The following is a 14,920-nucleotide window of genomic DNA, read 5'->3' as shown; positions in this document are numbered from 1 at the left end:
AGACCATGACGATCCACTGGCCGAACGGCTTGGCTCCCGAGGAAACGACGATCCACACGCGCAACGAACTCCTGGTGGACACCGATGTCGAGACGATCTGGAACATCCTCGTCGACGCGCCGTCCTGGCCGGGCTGGTACGCGAACGCGCGCCGGGTCGCGCTGGACGACGTGACCGAGCTCGGTCCCGGCACCCGATTCCGCTGGACCACCTTCAACTTCCGGGTCGACTGCGTGGTCACGCTGTTCGACCCGCACCGCGAACTCGCCTGGACGGGAACCGCGTTCGGCACCCGCGGCCACCACCGCTGGCTCCTGGAACCGCGCCCCGGCGGCGGTGCGCTGGTGGCGATCGAAGAGACGCAACGCGGTCTCCTCCCCGGTGTCGCCGGGCGGTGGATCCGCCCGTGCCTGCTGCACTGGCACCAGCGATGGCTCGAGGGGCTGGCATCCGCTCAGCCGCTTCGCGCCTGACAGCGCCGGTGGTGCGGGAAGTTCGGGTTGACGATCTCGTCGATGTGGTCGAGCAAGTCGTCGTCGAGGAGGGTGCCGGCTCCCGCGAGCAGGTCGTCGAGCTGCGCGGGCGTGCGTGGGCCGATGATCGCCGAGGTGACAGCCGGATGCGCGGTGACGAAGGCCAGGGCGAGGTGGGGAAGCGGCAGCCCGGCTTGTCCGGCGAGCAGGCCCATCGCGAGCGGGCTCCACACCAGGACCCCCAGCCCGGACCGTTCGCAGACCGGCAGGATTCCGCGTTCGATCCCGCGGTTGAGGATCGAGTAGTGCGGCTGCTCGGTTCGGAACCGGGCCAGCCGTCGTCGTTCGGCCACCCACTGGGCTTCCACGATGTCCGACGCGGGCAGGTTGGAATGGCCGATGGCGCGGACCTTGCCGGCGCGCACCAGGTCGGTGAGTGCGCCGAGCGTTTCCTCGACGTCGGTGCCAGGCGCGGGGTGGTGGGCCTGGTAGAGGTCGACGTGGTCGACACCCAGGCGGCGCAGGGACCCCTCCACGGCGGACACGATCCACCGCCGGGAGCTGCCGCGCAGTGCCTTGCCGAGGATCTTCTCGGATTCGCCATCGCCGTAGACGTCGGCGGTGTCGATGGTGTTGATGCCGTCGTCGAGCGCGCGGTGGACGATGCGGACGCACTCGTCGGGATCGGGGTTGCCGTACGGACCGAACATCATGGTGCCCAGGGTGAAACCGCTGACCTGGATACCGGTCCGGCCGAGGGGGCGCGTCCGCATGGGGTGCTCCTCTCGGCGAAGATCAGGCCTGGCCGCGGAAGTTCGGAGGCGCGACAGCGTTGAGAGACATGGTTGCGGTCCTTTGTGGGCGGTTAAGGAACGTCCGCTAATTGCCGCGAAGTGCCCGTGACGAGATTCGGGCTGTCTTTGACCGGACAGCTCGTTGTCGATCAAGCCGGCTGTGCGCAGCAAGACGCCGACCGGCACCTTCGACGCCGACCACCGGTTCACCGAGACCGACGTCACCATCACCGGCGGCACACTCGCCGGGCACTCGCGCGCGGGACGCCTGCCCCGGACTCCCGTCACCGGCGAGCGGCCGGACGCGTGAAGGCGTTGCACCCGGCTTGCGCTCTCGGGCTCACAGGAGACCACAATGGACAGAGAGGAAGCGGAAGCAAGGATTCCGGATACCACAAAACCCCAGGCCGATGAGGATCGACCTGGGGTGGTGGAGGGTGCGCCATCAGGGACTCGAACCCCGAACCCGCTGGTTAAGAGAACGCGTTTTGGGGTGTCGGGTGGTGCCGAGTGATGTCGGACAAGACCTTTTCGGCTGGTCACCGGCCTTCGCTTGTGTCGGGCTTTACCGGTTCTGTCGTCGTGTGCGAGACCTCTCGGGCACTTCTCGGGCACGTGCGTGCCGGGTTCTGCCGGGCTGTTCGTGCAGGTCGTTCGTGGTGCGTGTGTGGACGCCGGGACAGGGTGGTTGCTGTGTTGAGCCCAGGCGAGGGGCGCGTTCGGATTCGAAGCCGAACTTGGTTTCCGGTGCCGTGGCGGTGCTGCCGTTCCACGGTGGGGCGGGTCCTGAGCGAGCAGCTCACCGTCGTGGCTTTCCCGCCTCGGACCGGATCAGCCGGTCGCGGAGCGAACGTTCGACGAGATTCCGGTGGCCGGATGGCCTTCGGCGGCGGTGGCGTGCACCTCGCGCGCTCGGGGCCCGGGACGTGTCGTGACCGCGAGCGGATCACCGAGAGCCGGAGGGCACCGGAAACCGCGGCCGGCCGGAATTCCGGTCCGACCGGCCGCGGTGGTGGTGATCCCGGCGGTGTGGTCAGAACGCCGTGATCCCGCGAGGGGTGCCGTTGCCGGTGGGGCCGTCGTAACCGGCCACCCCGGTGCACAGGTAGTCCTCTCCGCAGAAGCCGTTGGAGCCGCCGACGACGTCGCGGAGCGACTTGGCCCGCGCGTACAGCGGAGAGGCGTCCCGGTACCGCGCGCTGTGGCCGGCCAGCCCGATGATCCCGGCGACCAGCGGGGCGGACGCACTGGTGCCGCCGACCACCAGCCAGCCGCCGTCGGGGCCCAGCTCGTAGGTGTCGTAGACGGCCAGGCCGGTAGCCGGGTCGGCGACCGCGGACACGTCGGACACCGTCCGCATGCCGCAGTGCTCGTCGTGCTGCCAAGCCGGTTTCGCGATCCACGCCGAGCACCCGCTGCCGGCGCCGCTCCAGGCGTGCTCGGTCCAGCCGCGGGCGGTGGTGTCCTCGGTCAGGGAAGTCCCACCGACGGCGATCACCGTGGGCAGCACGGCCGGAACTGAGGCGGCCCGGAAGCCGTCGTCCCCGCTGGAGGCGAGGATCGGCACGCCGGGGTGGTCGTAGTGCCGGGCCGCTTGCGCGATCAGCTCACCGGACTCGTCGGCGCCGTAGCTGTTGGTCACCGCCGCGGCGCCCATCCGCACCGCGGTGTCCACCGCCTCCCCGAGATCCGGCATCTCGGGCCGGTCGCCCTCGACCAGCAGCAGGTGGCAGTCCGGGCACGCCGCGGAGACCGCGTCCAGGTCGAGCGAGATTTCGATGGCCCAGCCGGTGTGGGGAGCCGGCAGCGGCGCGGTCTCACCGCGTTGGTTGACCTTCCGGAAGCAGCCGTTGGCGGTGGTGCACTCGGGCAGCCCGTACTGCTTGCGGTAGACAGCCAGGTCGGCTTGGGCGTTGGGGTCGTCGTAAGCGTCGACGATCGCGATCGTCCGCTCGGCGCCTCCGCTGCCGGGCAGCCGGTAGGCCTGGCGCAGCCCGGCGGGACCGTACCCGGCCGGAGCCGTGGCCGGGGTGATCCCGGTGCGGTGGGCGGAGCGGTAGAGCGCCAGGCACCGGACGGCGCCGGGGGCGGTCCCGGCATTGCACGCCGGCGCGGGGGCTTGATCGGCGGTGGCGGGGCCGGCGGTGGGCACGGCCATCGAAACGGCTACGGCCGCGGCCGCGATCATGATGCTGAAGCGTCGGATGCTCAACGGATCCCGTCCTTCCGGTGCTGCGCCGGACCGGCGACGGTGAACGCCGCGGTCACCGTCTGGCTGATGGTGTTGCCCGCGGTGTCGGTGCCGCTGATCCGCAGGGCCGCGTCGGTGGCGGTGGTGGTGGCGGGGTTGGTCCACCGGGCGAGGTAGCGGTGGTTGTTCAGGTCGGTGACGGCCGCCCGGGTCCAGGTCTTGCCGCCGTCGAAGGACACCTCGACCGTGGCCGCGGTCGTCGGCAGGTCCAGGGTTCCCGGAGTGTGGCCGAAGGTGAGCTGCAGCTGGCCGGGGCCGGGCCGGACCGTCGAGGCCGAGTCGGTGTCGAGCTGGTAGCGGGTGGTCAGCAGCGACACCGCGCCGCACTGGGCGTTGTCGATCGTTTCGGCGAACAGGGGACCGCAGTGCCACGTGCCGGGCACGGTGCGGCTGCCGGAGTGCTCCGAGGAGAAGGTCCACTCGGTGTGCGTGTCGGTGGAGTGGCGGATCCAGGGCGCTTCCCTGGTCTGGTCGACGACGTAGGTGTAGCCGGATTTCGCGGCCGGTACCGTCACCGGGTCGACCGTGCCGGTCCCGGTACCTTCCGCCACCGTCGTGTCCCCGGCAAGCAACCGGTAGCTCGAAGCCCACACCGTGCCGGGGCGAGCCGGGCCGAGGACGTCCTGACCCGCGCTGTCGATCGTCCCGCTCGCCCAGACCCTCAGCTCGTCACCGTCCCGGCAGGCTTGGCACAGCCAGGTGCTTTCGGGCCTGTTGCGCACGCCTTGGAAACCCGCGGCGAGCGGGCCGCGGAAGAAGTCCATCGTGGTGGTCCGGCCGGGCGTGCTCTGGTGCCATTCGCCGATGTACAGGCTCGCGGGGTCCTCCGGATCGGCCAAGCCGGCCTCGCTGTAGACCGTCCCGGGGGGACCCGCGAGGTACGCGGTCCGCGGCGCGTCGTAGCTGACCGGGGAGAAGAGGCTGACCGGAACGGACTCCAGCGGCGTCCCGTCGTCGGGCATCGCCAAGGTCCACCCGTTCAGCCCGGTCATGCCGGGTACGTCGTGGTAGAAGGTGGGCTTGACGGTCGTCAGCTGGTCTGCGGTGATCTCGTAGTGCTGGTTGGCGGCGATGCTGCCTTCGCCGGCCAGCAGGACGTCGTAACTGTAGGGCTCGGGAGCGTCGGCCGGTGAGTCGCCGTGCGCCAGCGGGCGGAACAGCAGGTGGCCCACCGCGCTCGGACCGGTGGGCTGCACGAACACGGGCCCCTCGGCGACGTCGACGCCCATCGAGAACGCGAACTGGCCGCGGGCGTCGTAGTGGACCGTGTTCGGGCTCAGCGCCACGGGGCCGGTCGGACGCGGCGTGCCGACTGTGAGCTGCGCGGTCGCCTTCGCCGCGGAGACGGTGATTTCCTTGTCCGCCTCGACGGTGAACTCCGAGCTGAATTCCCGGACCGAGGCCAGCACTCCGTGCTCGTCGTAGGTGGTGCGGTAGGCATCCAGGCTGTAGTGGCCTTCGGGCACGCTCGCCCGGGCCTCGTGGCCTTCGATGGTCAGCGCGCTCGCGAACTTCCGTCCGTCGTCACTGTTGGCCAGGGCCATGAAGGTGCCGTCCCCGGCACCCGGCGGGTCGAGGTGGACCTTCAGCGTGTGCATGGGAAACCGCGGAGCGACGGGCTGCGGCGCGCCGGGGGCGTCCAGCCGCACGGCGGTGACGCCACCGAACAGGCTGCCGTCGCGCGTGCGCCGCCCGGTGGCTTCCGCGCCGACCTGACGCGCCAGTGCGGCACCGAAGCGGGGACCGGGCTCGGGAGCGGTGGCGCCGGGCCGGGCGGTGATCTTCACCGGCGTGTGGTCGAGACCGGCCCGGATCAGCGCGGACACGTCGAACAGAGCCCGGTCCAAGGCCTTGCCCAGGTAGGGCACCGCGATGGCCGGGATGACGTAGTCGTCGCCGCCGATGCGCTGGGTGAGGTACTCCGGGCGGGCGCCGTCACGGCCGCGCACGGTGATCCGCTGGCGGCCGGCGGCCTGGCTGACGATCACCTGGTCACCGGTGACCAGGGTGACCTGGTGCACCGCGGAGCCGGCGGGCCGGACGGGGGTGGCGCTGTGGGCCGCCGGCACCGGCACCGCGCACAACCCGGCTGCGATAGCGGAGGCGGTGACCCACCGGGCCGGCGGCGCACTTCTTGCTCGAGATCGCATGGCTCTTCCTCCGTCGAAGAACGTTTCGCCGGCCGGCGGGGATCAGCCGTAGAAGTGGATGTAGCGGAAGGAAGAGGCGTTCACGTCGTGGACGAGGTAGTGGCCGTCGCCGGCCCAGTTGTAGTCCTCGACGGTGACGGTTCCGCCGCGGACGCTGTCGACGATGGCGACGTGGCCGTAGGTGCCGTTGTCGGTCTGCGCGATGGCGCCGACGGTGGGGGTGTTGTCGACGCGGTAGCCGTCGCCGCGGGCGTTGTCGTCCCAGTACTTGGCGTCGCCGTAGTTGTTCGCGCTTTCGCCGTGGCGGTCGATGTTGAAAGCGGCCCACGAGACGCACTCGCGGTTGTACATGTTCCAGTCGTCGACGACGGAGTCCTGCGGGACGTTGCGCCACTTCGCGGGGTAGATGTCGCCGATCGTGCCGGCGGTCGCGGCGGCCGGCACGGTGCCGAACTCGGCGGCCATCGAGCCCGCGTGCGGGTGTGGCGCCGGGCTGGGGGTGGCGGTGGCGGTGGCCGTTCCGGCCGCGGCGAAAGCGATGGCGGCGGTGAAGCTGACTACGGCACGAGCGGTCCGGCGCATGGTGGCCCTTCCTGCGGGGGAGGCGGGGAAACGGTGTGCCGTGACGGTAGGTCCGGGTTCGCGCCCGACCCAGGCCTTTGTGGACGACTCGTTCCGCGGAAGGTGATCACGCTGGTCGGGGCCGGTCGTTCACAGAATTGCGTCACCACCGCCAGCCGATGCCCCGGATACCGGGCCGGACGTCGCGCGCGGCCAGCGTGGCGACGTGGGCGGCGCCGACGGACACCGGGCGGCTCGGGTGCTCCGGGCCGCCCAGCCCGCGCTGTTCGAAGGACCGGATCCGGGCGGGCACCCGGGGGCCGAACTGCACCTGGCAGACGTACTCGGCGACGGGCCGGGTGAACCGGCGGTGGTAGTGGTCGATGCGGGAGCCGTCCGCGAAGCGGATTTCGAACTCGACGACGGTGACTTCGCCGAGGGCGAGGGGGCGCTCCAGGCGCAGTTCGCCGGCGACCATCCCGGTTTCCGGATCGAGGCAGACCTGCCCCGGCCGCGCGGGCCGGGCGATGCGGTAGGCCGGGGGCGTGGTCAGGGACGAGTCGGCCTGGTAGTACGTCATCAGCCGGTCGACGCCGTCGACGGTTGCCTCGGCGACCATGCGGACCTGCAGGGCGCGCTCGCGGCCGTGCTCGTCCAGGACCATCCGGTCGTGGACGGACCAGAACGACAGCTGACCGTCGGGCGGCGGTTTCAGCTGCCCCGACACCGCCCGCAGCTGCGGCCACAGCCGCCGGCGTTCGATCCGGCAGGCGGGTTCGCCGAGCCAGCGCCCACGCGGTGCCCTCGGGCCGAGCTGGGAGGTCAGGGTTCCGGGGGCCAGGCCCAGCACCGACTCCAGGTGGGTGACGGCGACCAGGGATTTCTCGCGCTCGGGCTGCGAGCGGCCGCGGCGCCAGTAGGACAACGCCGATCGCGAAAGCCGCACCCCGCGGGCGGCGAGGTGGTGCTGGAGCCGTTCGAGGGAGAGCCCGGTTTCGTCGATCGCGGTGTCCAACGTGACCGCGAACGAACTCGGCTGCGGAGGAGTCACTTCTCCCATCATGATCACCGCCCGGACGAACCGGAACCGACGAAAGTCCTGCCCGCTGCCGGTCACCGGCGGAAAGCGCGTCGCCCGCCGGTGACCGGGGCTCGCGGTCAGGATCCGATCTGCTGCCGGATCCAGCTCAGGTGCTGGGCGATGCCGGTGTAGAGGGTGCTCGTCGCGCATTCGCCGCCGTTGTCGCCGGGGCCGTGCGTCTCGCCGACCAGCGTCCAGTTGCCGGTCGTGCCGACGACCGCCGGGCCGCCGGAGTCGCCGTGGCACGCCGAATGCGTGCGGTCGCCGGAAACGCAGACGTCACCCGAGCCGCCGCCACCGGCGTAGCAGGAACTGCTGGGCAGCACGCGCAGGTCGATCTGCCGCAGCGTCGTCGGGGTGCTGCAGCTCGGCCAGCTCGTGCAGCCCCAGCCGAGCAGCCGCGCGGTCGTGTTCGCGGCCGGGTTGCTCGTCGCCATCGGCACCGGGGTGGCCCGCACCGCCGTGGCCAGGTGCATCAGTGTGAGGTCGGTGCCGGGTTTGGTGATCCGGCGGTCGATGCGGCCCACCTCGCCGCCGGAGTTCTTGTTCGTGGAACCGATGCGGCCCTGCGACGCGCTGCCGCAGTGGTTGGCGGTGACGATCCACTGGGACGCGACGAGGCTGCCGCCGCAGCCGTTGCTCAGCGAGACCATGAAGCTGTAGGTCTCGGTGGCGGTCGTGCCGCCGATGATGCCGGGTTGGGCGCCGGAGGTCTGCTGGGCCTGCGCGACCCCGGGGACGGCCATCGCGAGAACCGCGAGTGCGGCCGAAAGCACCTTGCGCATGATCGCTCACAATCAGCGGCGTCGTCGCCGCTTGGTAGTCGGAACGGTCGGGACACACCGGAACACCGGTTCACCAGAACGGAAATCCCGGTGCCCGCACGATGTCCCGGCGTCGAGGAGGCGAGCCACCGTCGTCGGTAGGAAGACGAAAGTCGCGGATCGTTCCGGGGGGCGAGGCGGTTCGCGGAACACCGTTTCCGCCGGTATTCCTCCGCCACGGCACCGAAGACGCGCTCTGACCGGAGGAACGTTCACAGCCGCTCCCGCGATCGCGGGACGACCGGCCCGCCTCACGGCGCCCGGCGCGATCATCAATAGTTCCGTAGCCGTACGGGGCGGTTCCCCGGTTGTTCTCGGATCCGGCGTCACCGGAAAGTACCGGCAGCAACCTCGACAAGGAGCTGCCGTGAACTCGAGAAAACGCTTGCTGGGCGCGTTCGCCGCCGTCCTCGCCCTCCCGCTGTTCGCCGTGCCCACCGCGCACGCGGGCGGCAATCCGCCCGCGGTCACCCCGCTCGGCGGAACGCCGCTGCCGTCGGGGGTTTCGCCGTCTTCGGTCGGCGGGACGCCGGCGTCGGTCAAGGACTACCCGTTCATCATCGCGGGGCTGCGGGAGGGCGGGTCGCGGCCGCTCGGCCAGACCTGCACCGGATCGGTCGTCGCGCCGCGCAAGATCCTCATCGCCGCCCACTGCAAGGCGGCCGAAGGCCAGAAGTCGTTCCTCTACGGGCTCGACGACCTCAACGCCGGCGGTGGCACGTCCATCGGCGTCGTCAGCTACGACACCCACCCCAAGTACGTCAACTTCGACCAAGGCTACGACGTCGCGGTGGTGACCACCGACCGGGACATCCCGGTACCGGGCGGCCAGTACGCGAAGTTCGCCACCTCGGCCGACACCGACCTGAACAAGCCGGGCAAGACCGGCCTCGGTCTCGGCTACGGCAAGAAGGACTTCAACGACAACACCCGCGACGTCACGCTGACGAAGTTCAGCCTGCCGATCGTCGCCGGCAGCAACTGCAACGGGGTCGGCGCCGGGTTCCAGGAAGCCACCATGATCTGCAGCGGCTACTCCGACGGCCACGTCTCGATCCTGCCCGGCGACAGCGGCGGTCCGCTGATCGTCGACGGCAAGGTCGCCGGAGTCGCGTCGTGGAGCCGAAGCGACTTCAAGTGGTACAGCGTCTACGGCCGGCTCAACAACGACATGGGCGACTGGGTCAAGCAGCAGATCGGCGACGTCACCCCGCCGGAGACGTTCGGTCTCGGGGTCGCGCCCGGCACGGTCCAGGTCGAACCGGGCCAGTACGCCTCCGCTTCGGTGACGAGCACCGCCGGGAAGAACGGGCCGGAGAAGGTCGACCTGACCGCGTCCGGTCTGCCCGACGGGACCAAGGCGACCTTCCAGCCCGCGACGATCACCTCGGGGGAGACCGCGAAGCTGACCGTCGAAACGTCCGCGAGCACTCCGCAGGGGGACTACCCGGTCACGATCACCGGGTCCGGTCCGAGCGGCACGGCGACCGCGAAGCTGACGCTCACCGTCGGCAGCGGCCAGCCGCCCACGGGCGACCTGAAGGTGAGCGTCGACCCCGGTGGCGGGACCGTGCAGCCCGGCTTCTTCACCACGGCGACCGTCACCGTGGCCGGCGGCACCGGCACCGTGACGCTGTCGGCCACCGGGCTGTCGTTCGCGCCGTTCTTCAACCCCGCCACGGTGAACGGCGGCGGGACGTCGCGGATGCAGGTGATCGGACCGTTCCAGCGCGGGACCTACCCGGTGACGGTCACCGCGAAGGACTCGTCCGGCAAGACGGCGACGGCGACGTACACGTTGACCGTCCGATGAGGACTGGGGCGGGGAGGCGGTGGCCACCCCGCCCCAGGGGGATCAGAAGGTGATCGTGAAGCCGTCCAGCGTGCCGGTGTCGTACCGGTAGACGTCCCGCACCCGCACCTGCCAGGTGCCGTTGGCCGCCTCGGCGGCCGCGTTCACCGTGTAGGTGGTGTGGATGCCCGACGCCGACCCGGCGCCACCGGCCTTCTGCAGGGAGTAGACCGTGCCGCTCGGGCCGATCAGGTCGAGCGTCAGGTCGCCGGTGTAGGTGTGGGTGATGTCGACCTTCACCGCCAGCGCCGCCGACGCCTTGCCGTCGCAGCCGTCCTGGGTGATCGAGCTGGTGACCGCCGCTCCGGCGTCCGGGATCGCCACCGGCGTCGTGTTCGACTTCGCGCCGCACTTCGACGGCGGGGTGCCGCCGCCGATGAACGACACGTTCAGCAGCTTGTTCGGTGACCCGCTGCCGGCGTTCTTGACCACCCCGGACGTGGCGCCGCCGACGAGCGCGTCCCGCGTCTGCTGCGCGGTGGCGCCCGGGTTCGCCGCCAGATAGAGCGCCGCTGCGCCGGTCACGTGCGGGGTGGCCATCGACGTGCCGCTCATGTTCGCGCTGCTGCCGTTGGACAGCCCGAGCGACGTGATGTTGTTGCCCGGCGCGAAGATGTCCGTGCAGCTGCCGTAGTTGGAGAACGACGCGCGGTTGTCGTTCTCGTCGGAGGCGTTGACCGTGATCGCCTCGGGCACGTGCGCGGGACTGGTGTTGCAGGCGTCGGTGGAGTTGTTGCCCGCAGCCACCGAGTAGACGATGCCCGCGGCGATCGACCGTTTGATCGCGTCGTCGCCGACGCCGACCTGGTCCATGGTCAGGCTCATGTTCGCCACCGCGGGCTTGACGGCGTTGGCCGTCACCCACTCGATCGCGTCCACCGCGGCCGAGTCCGGGCCGTTGCCGGTGCAGTCGTTGCCGAGCACCTTGAGCCCGACGATCTTGACCTTCTTCGCGACGCCGTAGGTCTTGCTGCCGATCGTGCCCGCGGTGTGCGTGCCGTGGCCGTTGCAGTCGCTGCCGTTGCCGCCGACGAAGTCCTTGCCGATCGACGCGCGGCCTTCGTACTCGGGGTTGTCGGGTTTGATCCCGGTGTCGAGGTCGTAGGCGGTGACGCCCTCGCCGGTGTTGGGGTAGGTGTAGGACTTGTCGCGGGGCAGGTTCGCCTGGTCGATCCGGTCGAGGCCCCAGGTGGGGTTCGTCTGGGTGCCGGTGATCCGCGCCGTGCCGTCCTCGTAGACCGCGGCCACCGCGGGGTCGGCGGCGAGCCGGCGTGCCTGCTGCGCGGTGAGGTGCCGCGCGGAAAACCCGTGCAGGACCCGGGTGTAGGTCGACCGGACTTCCCCGCCGTAGTGCCCGGCGAGGGACACCGGGTTCGTGCGGGCTTGGGCGTCCTTCAGCACGACGATGTACTGGTCGCCGTAGTGCTGGCGGGCCGGGACCACGGTGCCCTCCGGTTGCGCGGCGGCCGCCGCGCCGGCCGTGGCCAGCGTGGCCAGGACCGCTGCGGCGAGTACGCCCGCCTTCCGATGAACTGTGCGCATGCTTCAGCTCCACTCACTCGAACAGGTGAATCGCGTCGCGGCCCGGCCGGGTGACCGAGAGCCACCGCCGACTCACTGTCGGGCGCGGTGATCTGCGAGAACAAGCGAGGCAGCGCCCCGTAGGGCTACGTAAACAAATGCCCGGGGCGTGGCCCTACGAAAGTTCCGTGCCTGCCGCCGCGGGTTCCGTGCAGCGGACGGTCGGTCCTACGCTCGGGCAATCCGGACAAGGTGGTCCGGACAAGGTGGTTCGGGGGCGGTGCCGCGCTTCGAGCAGGCGGAGGACGGCGATGACGAACGGGATCGTGACCAGGAGCGCGTCTCCTGTGTTCGTCGGCCGGACCGACGAGCTGGCCGCGCTGCTCTCCGCCGCCCGGCGTCCGCCCGCGCTCGTGGTGATCGAGGGCGAGGCCGGGATCGGCAAGACCCGGCTGACCGCCGAACTGACGGCGCGCCCCGAGCTCGGCCGGACACGGGTGCTGGCCGCGCGCTGCCGGCCCGGGCGGGAGCCGTTTCCGTACGGGGTGGTCGTCGAGGCGCTTCGGGAGGCGGGCCGGCACCTGCCACCGGCAGGTCGGCTGAGCCCGCTCGCGGGTGTTCTGGGGCGCTACGTCCCGGAGCTGGCGCCATCGCTGCCCCCGCCCCCGGATCCGCTCGGTGACAGCCGTGCGGAGACGCACCGCTTCTTCCGCGCGGTCCGGGAGCTGCTGGACTCGCTCGGCCCGCTGGTCCTGGTGGTCGACGACCTGCACTGGGCCGACGACGGGTCCCGGCGGTTGCTGCGGTTCCTCGCGGCCGACCTGCCACCGGGAACCGTTCTCGTGGTCACCTACCGGCCCGAGGACGCGCCCGGCGGGCTGCCCCTCGGCCATGCGCACCGCCCGGCGGCCGGCGGCTCGACCACGCGGATCCGGCTCGGCCCCCTCGATCCCGGCGGCGTGCGCCGGCTGGCCGCGGCGGTGCTCGGCGAGCCGGACATCTCCGCCGCGTTCGCGGCCCGGCTGCACGAGCGCACGGCCGGAATCCCGTTCGTCGTCGAAGAAGTCCTGCTTGTGCTGCGCGATCCGGCCGGAGCGGTCCAGGACGATGCGGTGGCGCGGCGCATGCTCGACGGAGCCGAGGTGCCGGTGCCGCTGCGAGAAGCGGCGGCCGAGAGGATGGCGGCACTGCCGCTCGCGGCGCGGCGGATCACCGAAGCGGCCGCGGTGCTCGGGGAACCCGGTTCCGCGGCGATCCTCGGCGAGATCGCGGGTCTGGAGGCGGCGCGCGGCCGGCAAGCGCTGGTGCTGGCTCTCGAACGCGCCGTGCTCGTCGAGTTCGCCGAATGCCGCTACGGCTTCCGGCACGAGCTCGCGCGGCAGGCCGCGTACCGGACGATTCCCGGGCCGCACCGGGAGCAGTTGCACCGGCGGGCCGTCCGCGCTCTGGCCGGCCGGAACCCACCGCCCCTGGCCGAGCTGGCCGAACACAGCCGCAAGGCCGGGGACGGCCCGGGCGCGCTGCGGTACGGCGAGGCCGCGGCCGACCGCGCGATCGACGCCGGCGACCCGGCGACGGCGATCGGGCTGCTCCGCTCCCTGCTGGCCACCACGGATCTCGAACCGTCCACGGTGGACAGGCTGGCGGTGAAGCTGGCGTCGGTCGCCGCGAACGGGGTTTCGCAGACCGACGTCATCACGACGCTGGAAGGGTTGTTGAGCGACGCTCGGCTGTCCGGCCGGTTGTCGGCGGAGATCCGGCTGAGCCTGGGCCTGCTGCTCGCCCGGCAGGCGGGCGGGCTGGAAGCGGCCCGCGTCGAGCTCGAGGTGGCGCTGGGTGGGCTGGAACACCGCCCGGACCTGGCCGGCCGGGCGATGGCGGTGCTGGCCCAGCCGTGGATCGGGGCGACGCCGTTGCGCGCCCACCGGCCGTGGCTCGACCGGGTCGACACGCTCATCACCACCACCTCCGACACCCGGTTGCGGCTGACGTTGATGGCCAACAACGTCCCGTCCCGGCTGCACACCGGTGACCGCCGGGCGTGGGCCGAACTCGAGGGCGTCCCACCCGCCGCCGGCACGGCGGAGGAACAACGTCAGCTGGCGCGGCTGTACTGCAACGCCGCCGACGCGGGCGCGTGGACCGGGCACCACCGGCGGGCGCGCGGCCTGCTGGAGCGCGGGATGCAGCTCGCGGCCGACTCCGGGACCCCGTACGTCGTCAGCACGGCCCGCACCACCGGCGTGCACATCGACTGGTTGAGCGGTGAGTGGACCGGGCTGGACGAACGCGCACTCGGGCTGCTGGCCGAATACCGCGATCTGCTGCCGGTCAGCAGCGAGCTGTCGCTGGTCCTGGGTCTGCTGGCCGGCACCCGCGGTGCCTGGGACCGTGCGGCGGCCCGCTTCTCCGCGATCGGCGTCGACCGGCCGGAGAACGCGGTCACGCCGGTGGTGGTCGCCGCGCACGGCGGGATCGCGGGCATGCTGCTGGCGCAGGACGCCGCCGAAGCGGCGGCGGCCGAGGCGGCCCGCGGCCTGGAGCTGTTGCGCACCAAGGGGGTGTGGGCGTGGGCGGGCGACCTGATCCCGACGGCGGCGGAGGCGTTCTGCCGGACCGGCCGCGTCGTGGAGGCCCGCGCGCTGCTCGACGAGCTCGACCGGGAGACGATCGGCCTGGACGCGCCGATGGCCCGCGCGGTCCTCGCCGACGCTCGCGGGATCGTCGCGGCGGCGGCCGGCGACGAGCCGGCCGCGATCCGGTTCTTCGACGAGGCAAGCGAACGCTACGGCCGGCTTCCGGCGCCGTACCCGGCGACGTTGGCGGCCGAACGCCGTGCGCGCTGCCGTCTCGAGCACGGAGACACCGGCGTGACGGGGGAAATCGCCGACCTCGCGGACGCCTTCGCGGCGCTGGGCGCCACTCGCGACGCGGCCCGCTGCCGCCACACCTCCCGCTCGATGGGCGGAGCGGTTCCGTCACGCCGCGGCCGCCGGGGATACGGCGACCAGCTGTCGCCGCGAGAGCTCGACGTGGCATCACTGCTGGCGGACGGCCACACGAACCGGGAGATAGCGGAGGTGCTGTTCCTGTCCAGGCGGACCGTCGAGCAGCACGTGGCCAACGTCCTGCGAAAGCTGAAGGTACGGTCGCGCGACGAGCTCGTCGGAGTTCGCGCGGGGTGAAGCGTTCTCGCCGGTTCGCGCGTCCGGCGCGGGACCGATCGGCTCGGTAAGAGCTGTTCGGCGAGCCCGGAGACCTCGTTGGGCCGGACGATTCGTTCGGCTCGCTGTTCTCGACGGCCGACTTCCCCGAGGCGCACACGCTCGGCGACGGGGATCGGCACGACCTCCTGCGCATCGTGACCGGCATCCCGGATCTCGACGTCGAACTGCTCAGCCGGTCGCCCTGGG

11 protein-coding genes are annotated in these 14,920 nt (G+C 71.7%); 4 read left to right on the top strand and 7 right to left on the bottom strand.

All coding sequences use genetic code 11. The annotated features are described in order from the left end of the window. The first annotated feature begins 5 nt into the window (after nt 1–5). Nucleotides 6–473: an SRPBCC domain-containing protein gene (locus C2L58_RS24960; RefSeq protein ID WP_103340031.1), complete on the top strand. Its 468-nt coding sequence runs from the start codon at nt 6–8 to the stop codon at nt 471–473. Here C2L58_RS24960 and C2L58_RS24955 read toward each other — a convergent pair. Beyond that, nucleotides 455–1,246 carry an aldo/keto reductase gene (locus tag C2L58_RS24955; RefSeq protein ID WP_103340030.1) on the bottom strand — a complete coding sequence of 264 codons (792 nt, stop codon included), beginning with the start codon at nt 1,244–1,246 and terminating at the stop codon, nt 455–457. The genes C2L58_RS24960 and C2L58_RS24955 overlap by 19 nt on opposite strands. A gap of 181 nt (nt 1,247–1,427) precedes the next feature. On the opposite strand from C2L58_RS24955, the gene C2L58_RS49890 reads away from it, so the two are divergent. After that, a complete protein-coding gene (locus C2L58_RS49890) occupies nt 1,428–1,577 on the top strand; it encodes a hypothetical protein (RefSeq protein ID WP_199191430.1) in 150 nt (49 codons plus the stop codon). A gap of 723 nt (nt 1,578–2,300) precedes the next feature. Here C2L58_RS49890 and C2L58_RS24950 read toward each other — a convergent pair. The 5 genes from C2L58_RS24950 to C2L58_RS24930 all read right to left on the bottom strand — a co-directional run bounded on the left by C2L58_RS24950 (nt 2,301) and on the right by C2L58_RS24930 (nt 8,095). Next, nucleotides 2,301–3,479 (bottom strand): S53 family peptidase, encoded by a 1,179-nt coding sequence (locus tag C2L58_RS24950; protein ID WP_233225911.1) that lies wholly within the window; start codon nt 3,477–3,479, stop codon nt 2,301–2,303. Continuing rightward, nucleotides 3,476–5,593, bottom strand: coding sequence for a hypothetical protein (locus C2L58_RS49360; RefSeq protein WP_158264167.1), 2,118 nt, complete (start codon nt 5,591–5,593; stop codon nt 3,476–3,478). Before C2L58_RS49360 ends, C2L58_RS24950 begins: the two co-directional genes overlap by 4 nt. A 117-nt stretch (nt 5,594–5,710) precedes the next feature. Then, nucleotides 5,711–6,250, bottom strand: a complete 540-nt coding sequence (locus tag C2L58_RS24940) for a CHAP domain-containing protein (RefSeq protein ID WP_103340029.1) — start codon at nt 6,248–6,250, stop codon at nt 5,711–5,713. 142 nt (nt 6,251–6,392) lie between these two features. Beyond that, nucleotides 6,393–7,280 (bottom strand): XRE family transcriptional regulator, encoded by an 888-nt coding sequence (locus tag C2L58_RS24935; protein WP_146073671.1) that lies wholly within the window; start codon nt 7,278–7,280, stop codon nt 6,393–6,395. A 107-nt stretch (nt 7,281–7,387) separates the two neighbouring features. Beyond that, nucleotides 7,388–8,095, bottom strand: coding sequence for a S1 family peptidase (locus tag C2L58_RS24930; RefSeq protein WP_103340027.1), 708 nt, complete (start codon nt 8,093–8,095; stop codon nt 7,388–7,390). 406 nt (nt 8,096–8,501) lie between these two features. Here C2L58_RS24930 and C2L58_RS24925 point away from each other — a divergent pair, with 406 nt between their 5' ends. Beyond that, nucleotides 8,502–9,947 carry a trypsin-like serine protease gene (locus C2L58_RS24925; protein ID WP_103340026.1) on the top strand — a complete coding sequence of 482 codons (1,446 nt, stop codon included), beginning with the start codon at nt 8,502–8,504 and terminating at the stop codon, nt 9,945–9,947. 42 nt (nt 9,948–9,989) lie between these two features. Here the strand turns inward: C2L58_RS24925 and C2L58_RS24920 are convergent, their stop codons facing one another. Beyond that, nucleotides 9,990–11,528: a S8 family peptidase gene (locus C2L58_RS24920; protein WP_103340025.1), complete on the bottom strand. Its 1,539-nt coding sequence runs from the start codon at nt 11,526–11,528 to the stop codon at nt 9,990–9,992. Nucleotides 11,529–11,818: 290 nt separating this feature from the next. On the opposite strand from C2L58_RS24920, the gene C2L58_RS24915 reads away from it, so the two are divergent. Next, nucleotides 11,819–14,692, top strand: a complete 2,874-nt coding sequence (locus C2L58_RS24915) for an ATP-binding protein (protein WP_233225910.1) — start codon at nt 11,819–11,821, stop codon at nt 14,690–14,692. The last annotated feature ends 228 nt before the right edge of the window (nt 14,693–14,920 follow it).

The sequence above is a fragment of the Amycolatopsis sp. CA-126428 genome, from assembly GCF_002904335.1.
In the GTDB taxonomy this organism is placed as follows: domain Bacteria; phylum Actinomycetota; class Actinomycetes; order Mycobacteriales; family Pseudonocardiaceae; genus Amycolatopsis.
This window is presented reverse-complemented; position numbering and strand designations above follow the sequence as displayed.

Bases quoted from the DNA above. Each gene is read 5' to 3' on its own strand.
- C2L58_RS24960 (WP_103340031.1), top strand. From the start codon at position 6: ATGACGATCCACTGGCCGAACGGCTTGGCTCCCGAGGAAACGACGATC.
- C2L58_RS24955 (WP_103340030.1), bottom strand. From the start codon at position 1,246: ATGCGGACGCGCCCCCTCGGCCGGACCGGTATCCAGGTCAGCGGTTTC.
- C2L58_RS24940 (WP_103340029.1), bottom strand. From the start codon at position 6,250: ATGCGCCGGACCGCTCGTGCCGTAGTCAGCTTCACCGCCGCCATCGCT.
- C2L58_RS24930 (WP_103340027.1), bottom strand. From the start codon at position 8,095: ATGCGCAAGGTGCTTTCGGCCGCACTCGCGGTTCTCGCGATGGCCGTC.
- C2L58_RS24920 (WP_103340025.1), bottom strand. From the start codon at position 11,528: ATGCGCACAGTTCATCGGAAGGCGGGCGTACTCGCCGCAGCGGTCCTG.
- C2L58_RS24915 (WP_233225910.1), top strand. From the start codon at position 11,819: ATGACGAACGGGATCGTGACCAGGAGCGCGTCTCCTGTGTTCGTCGGC.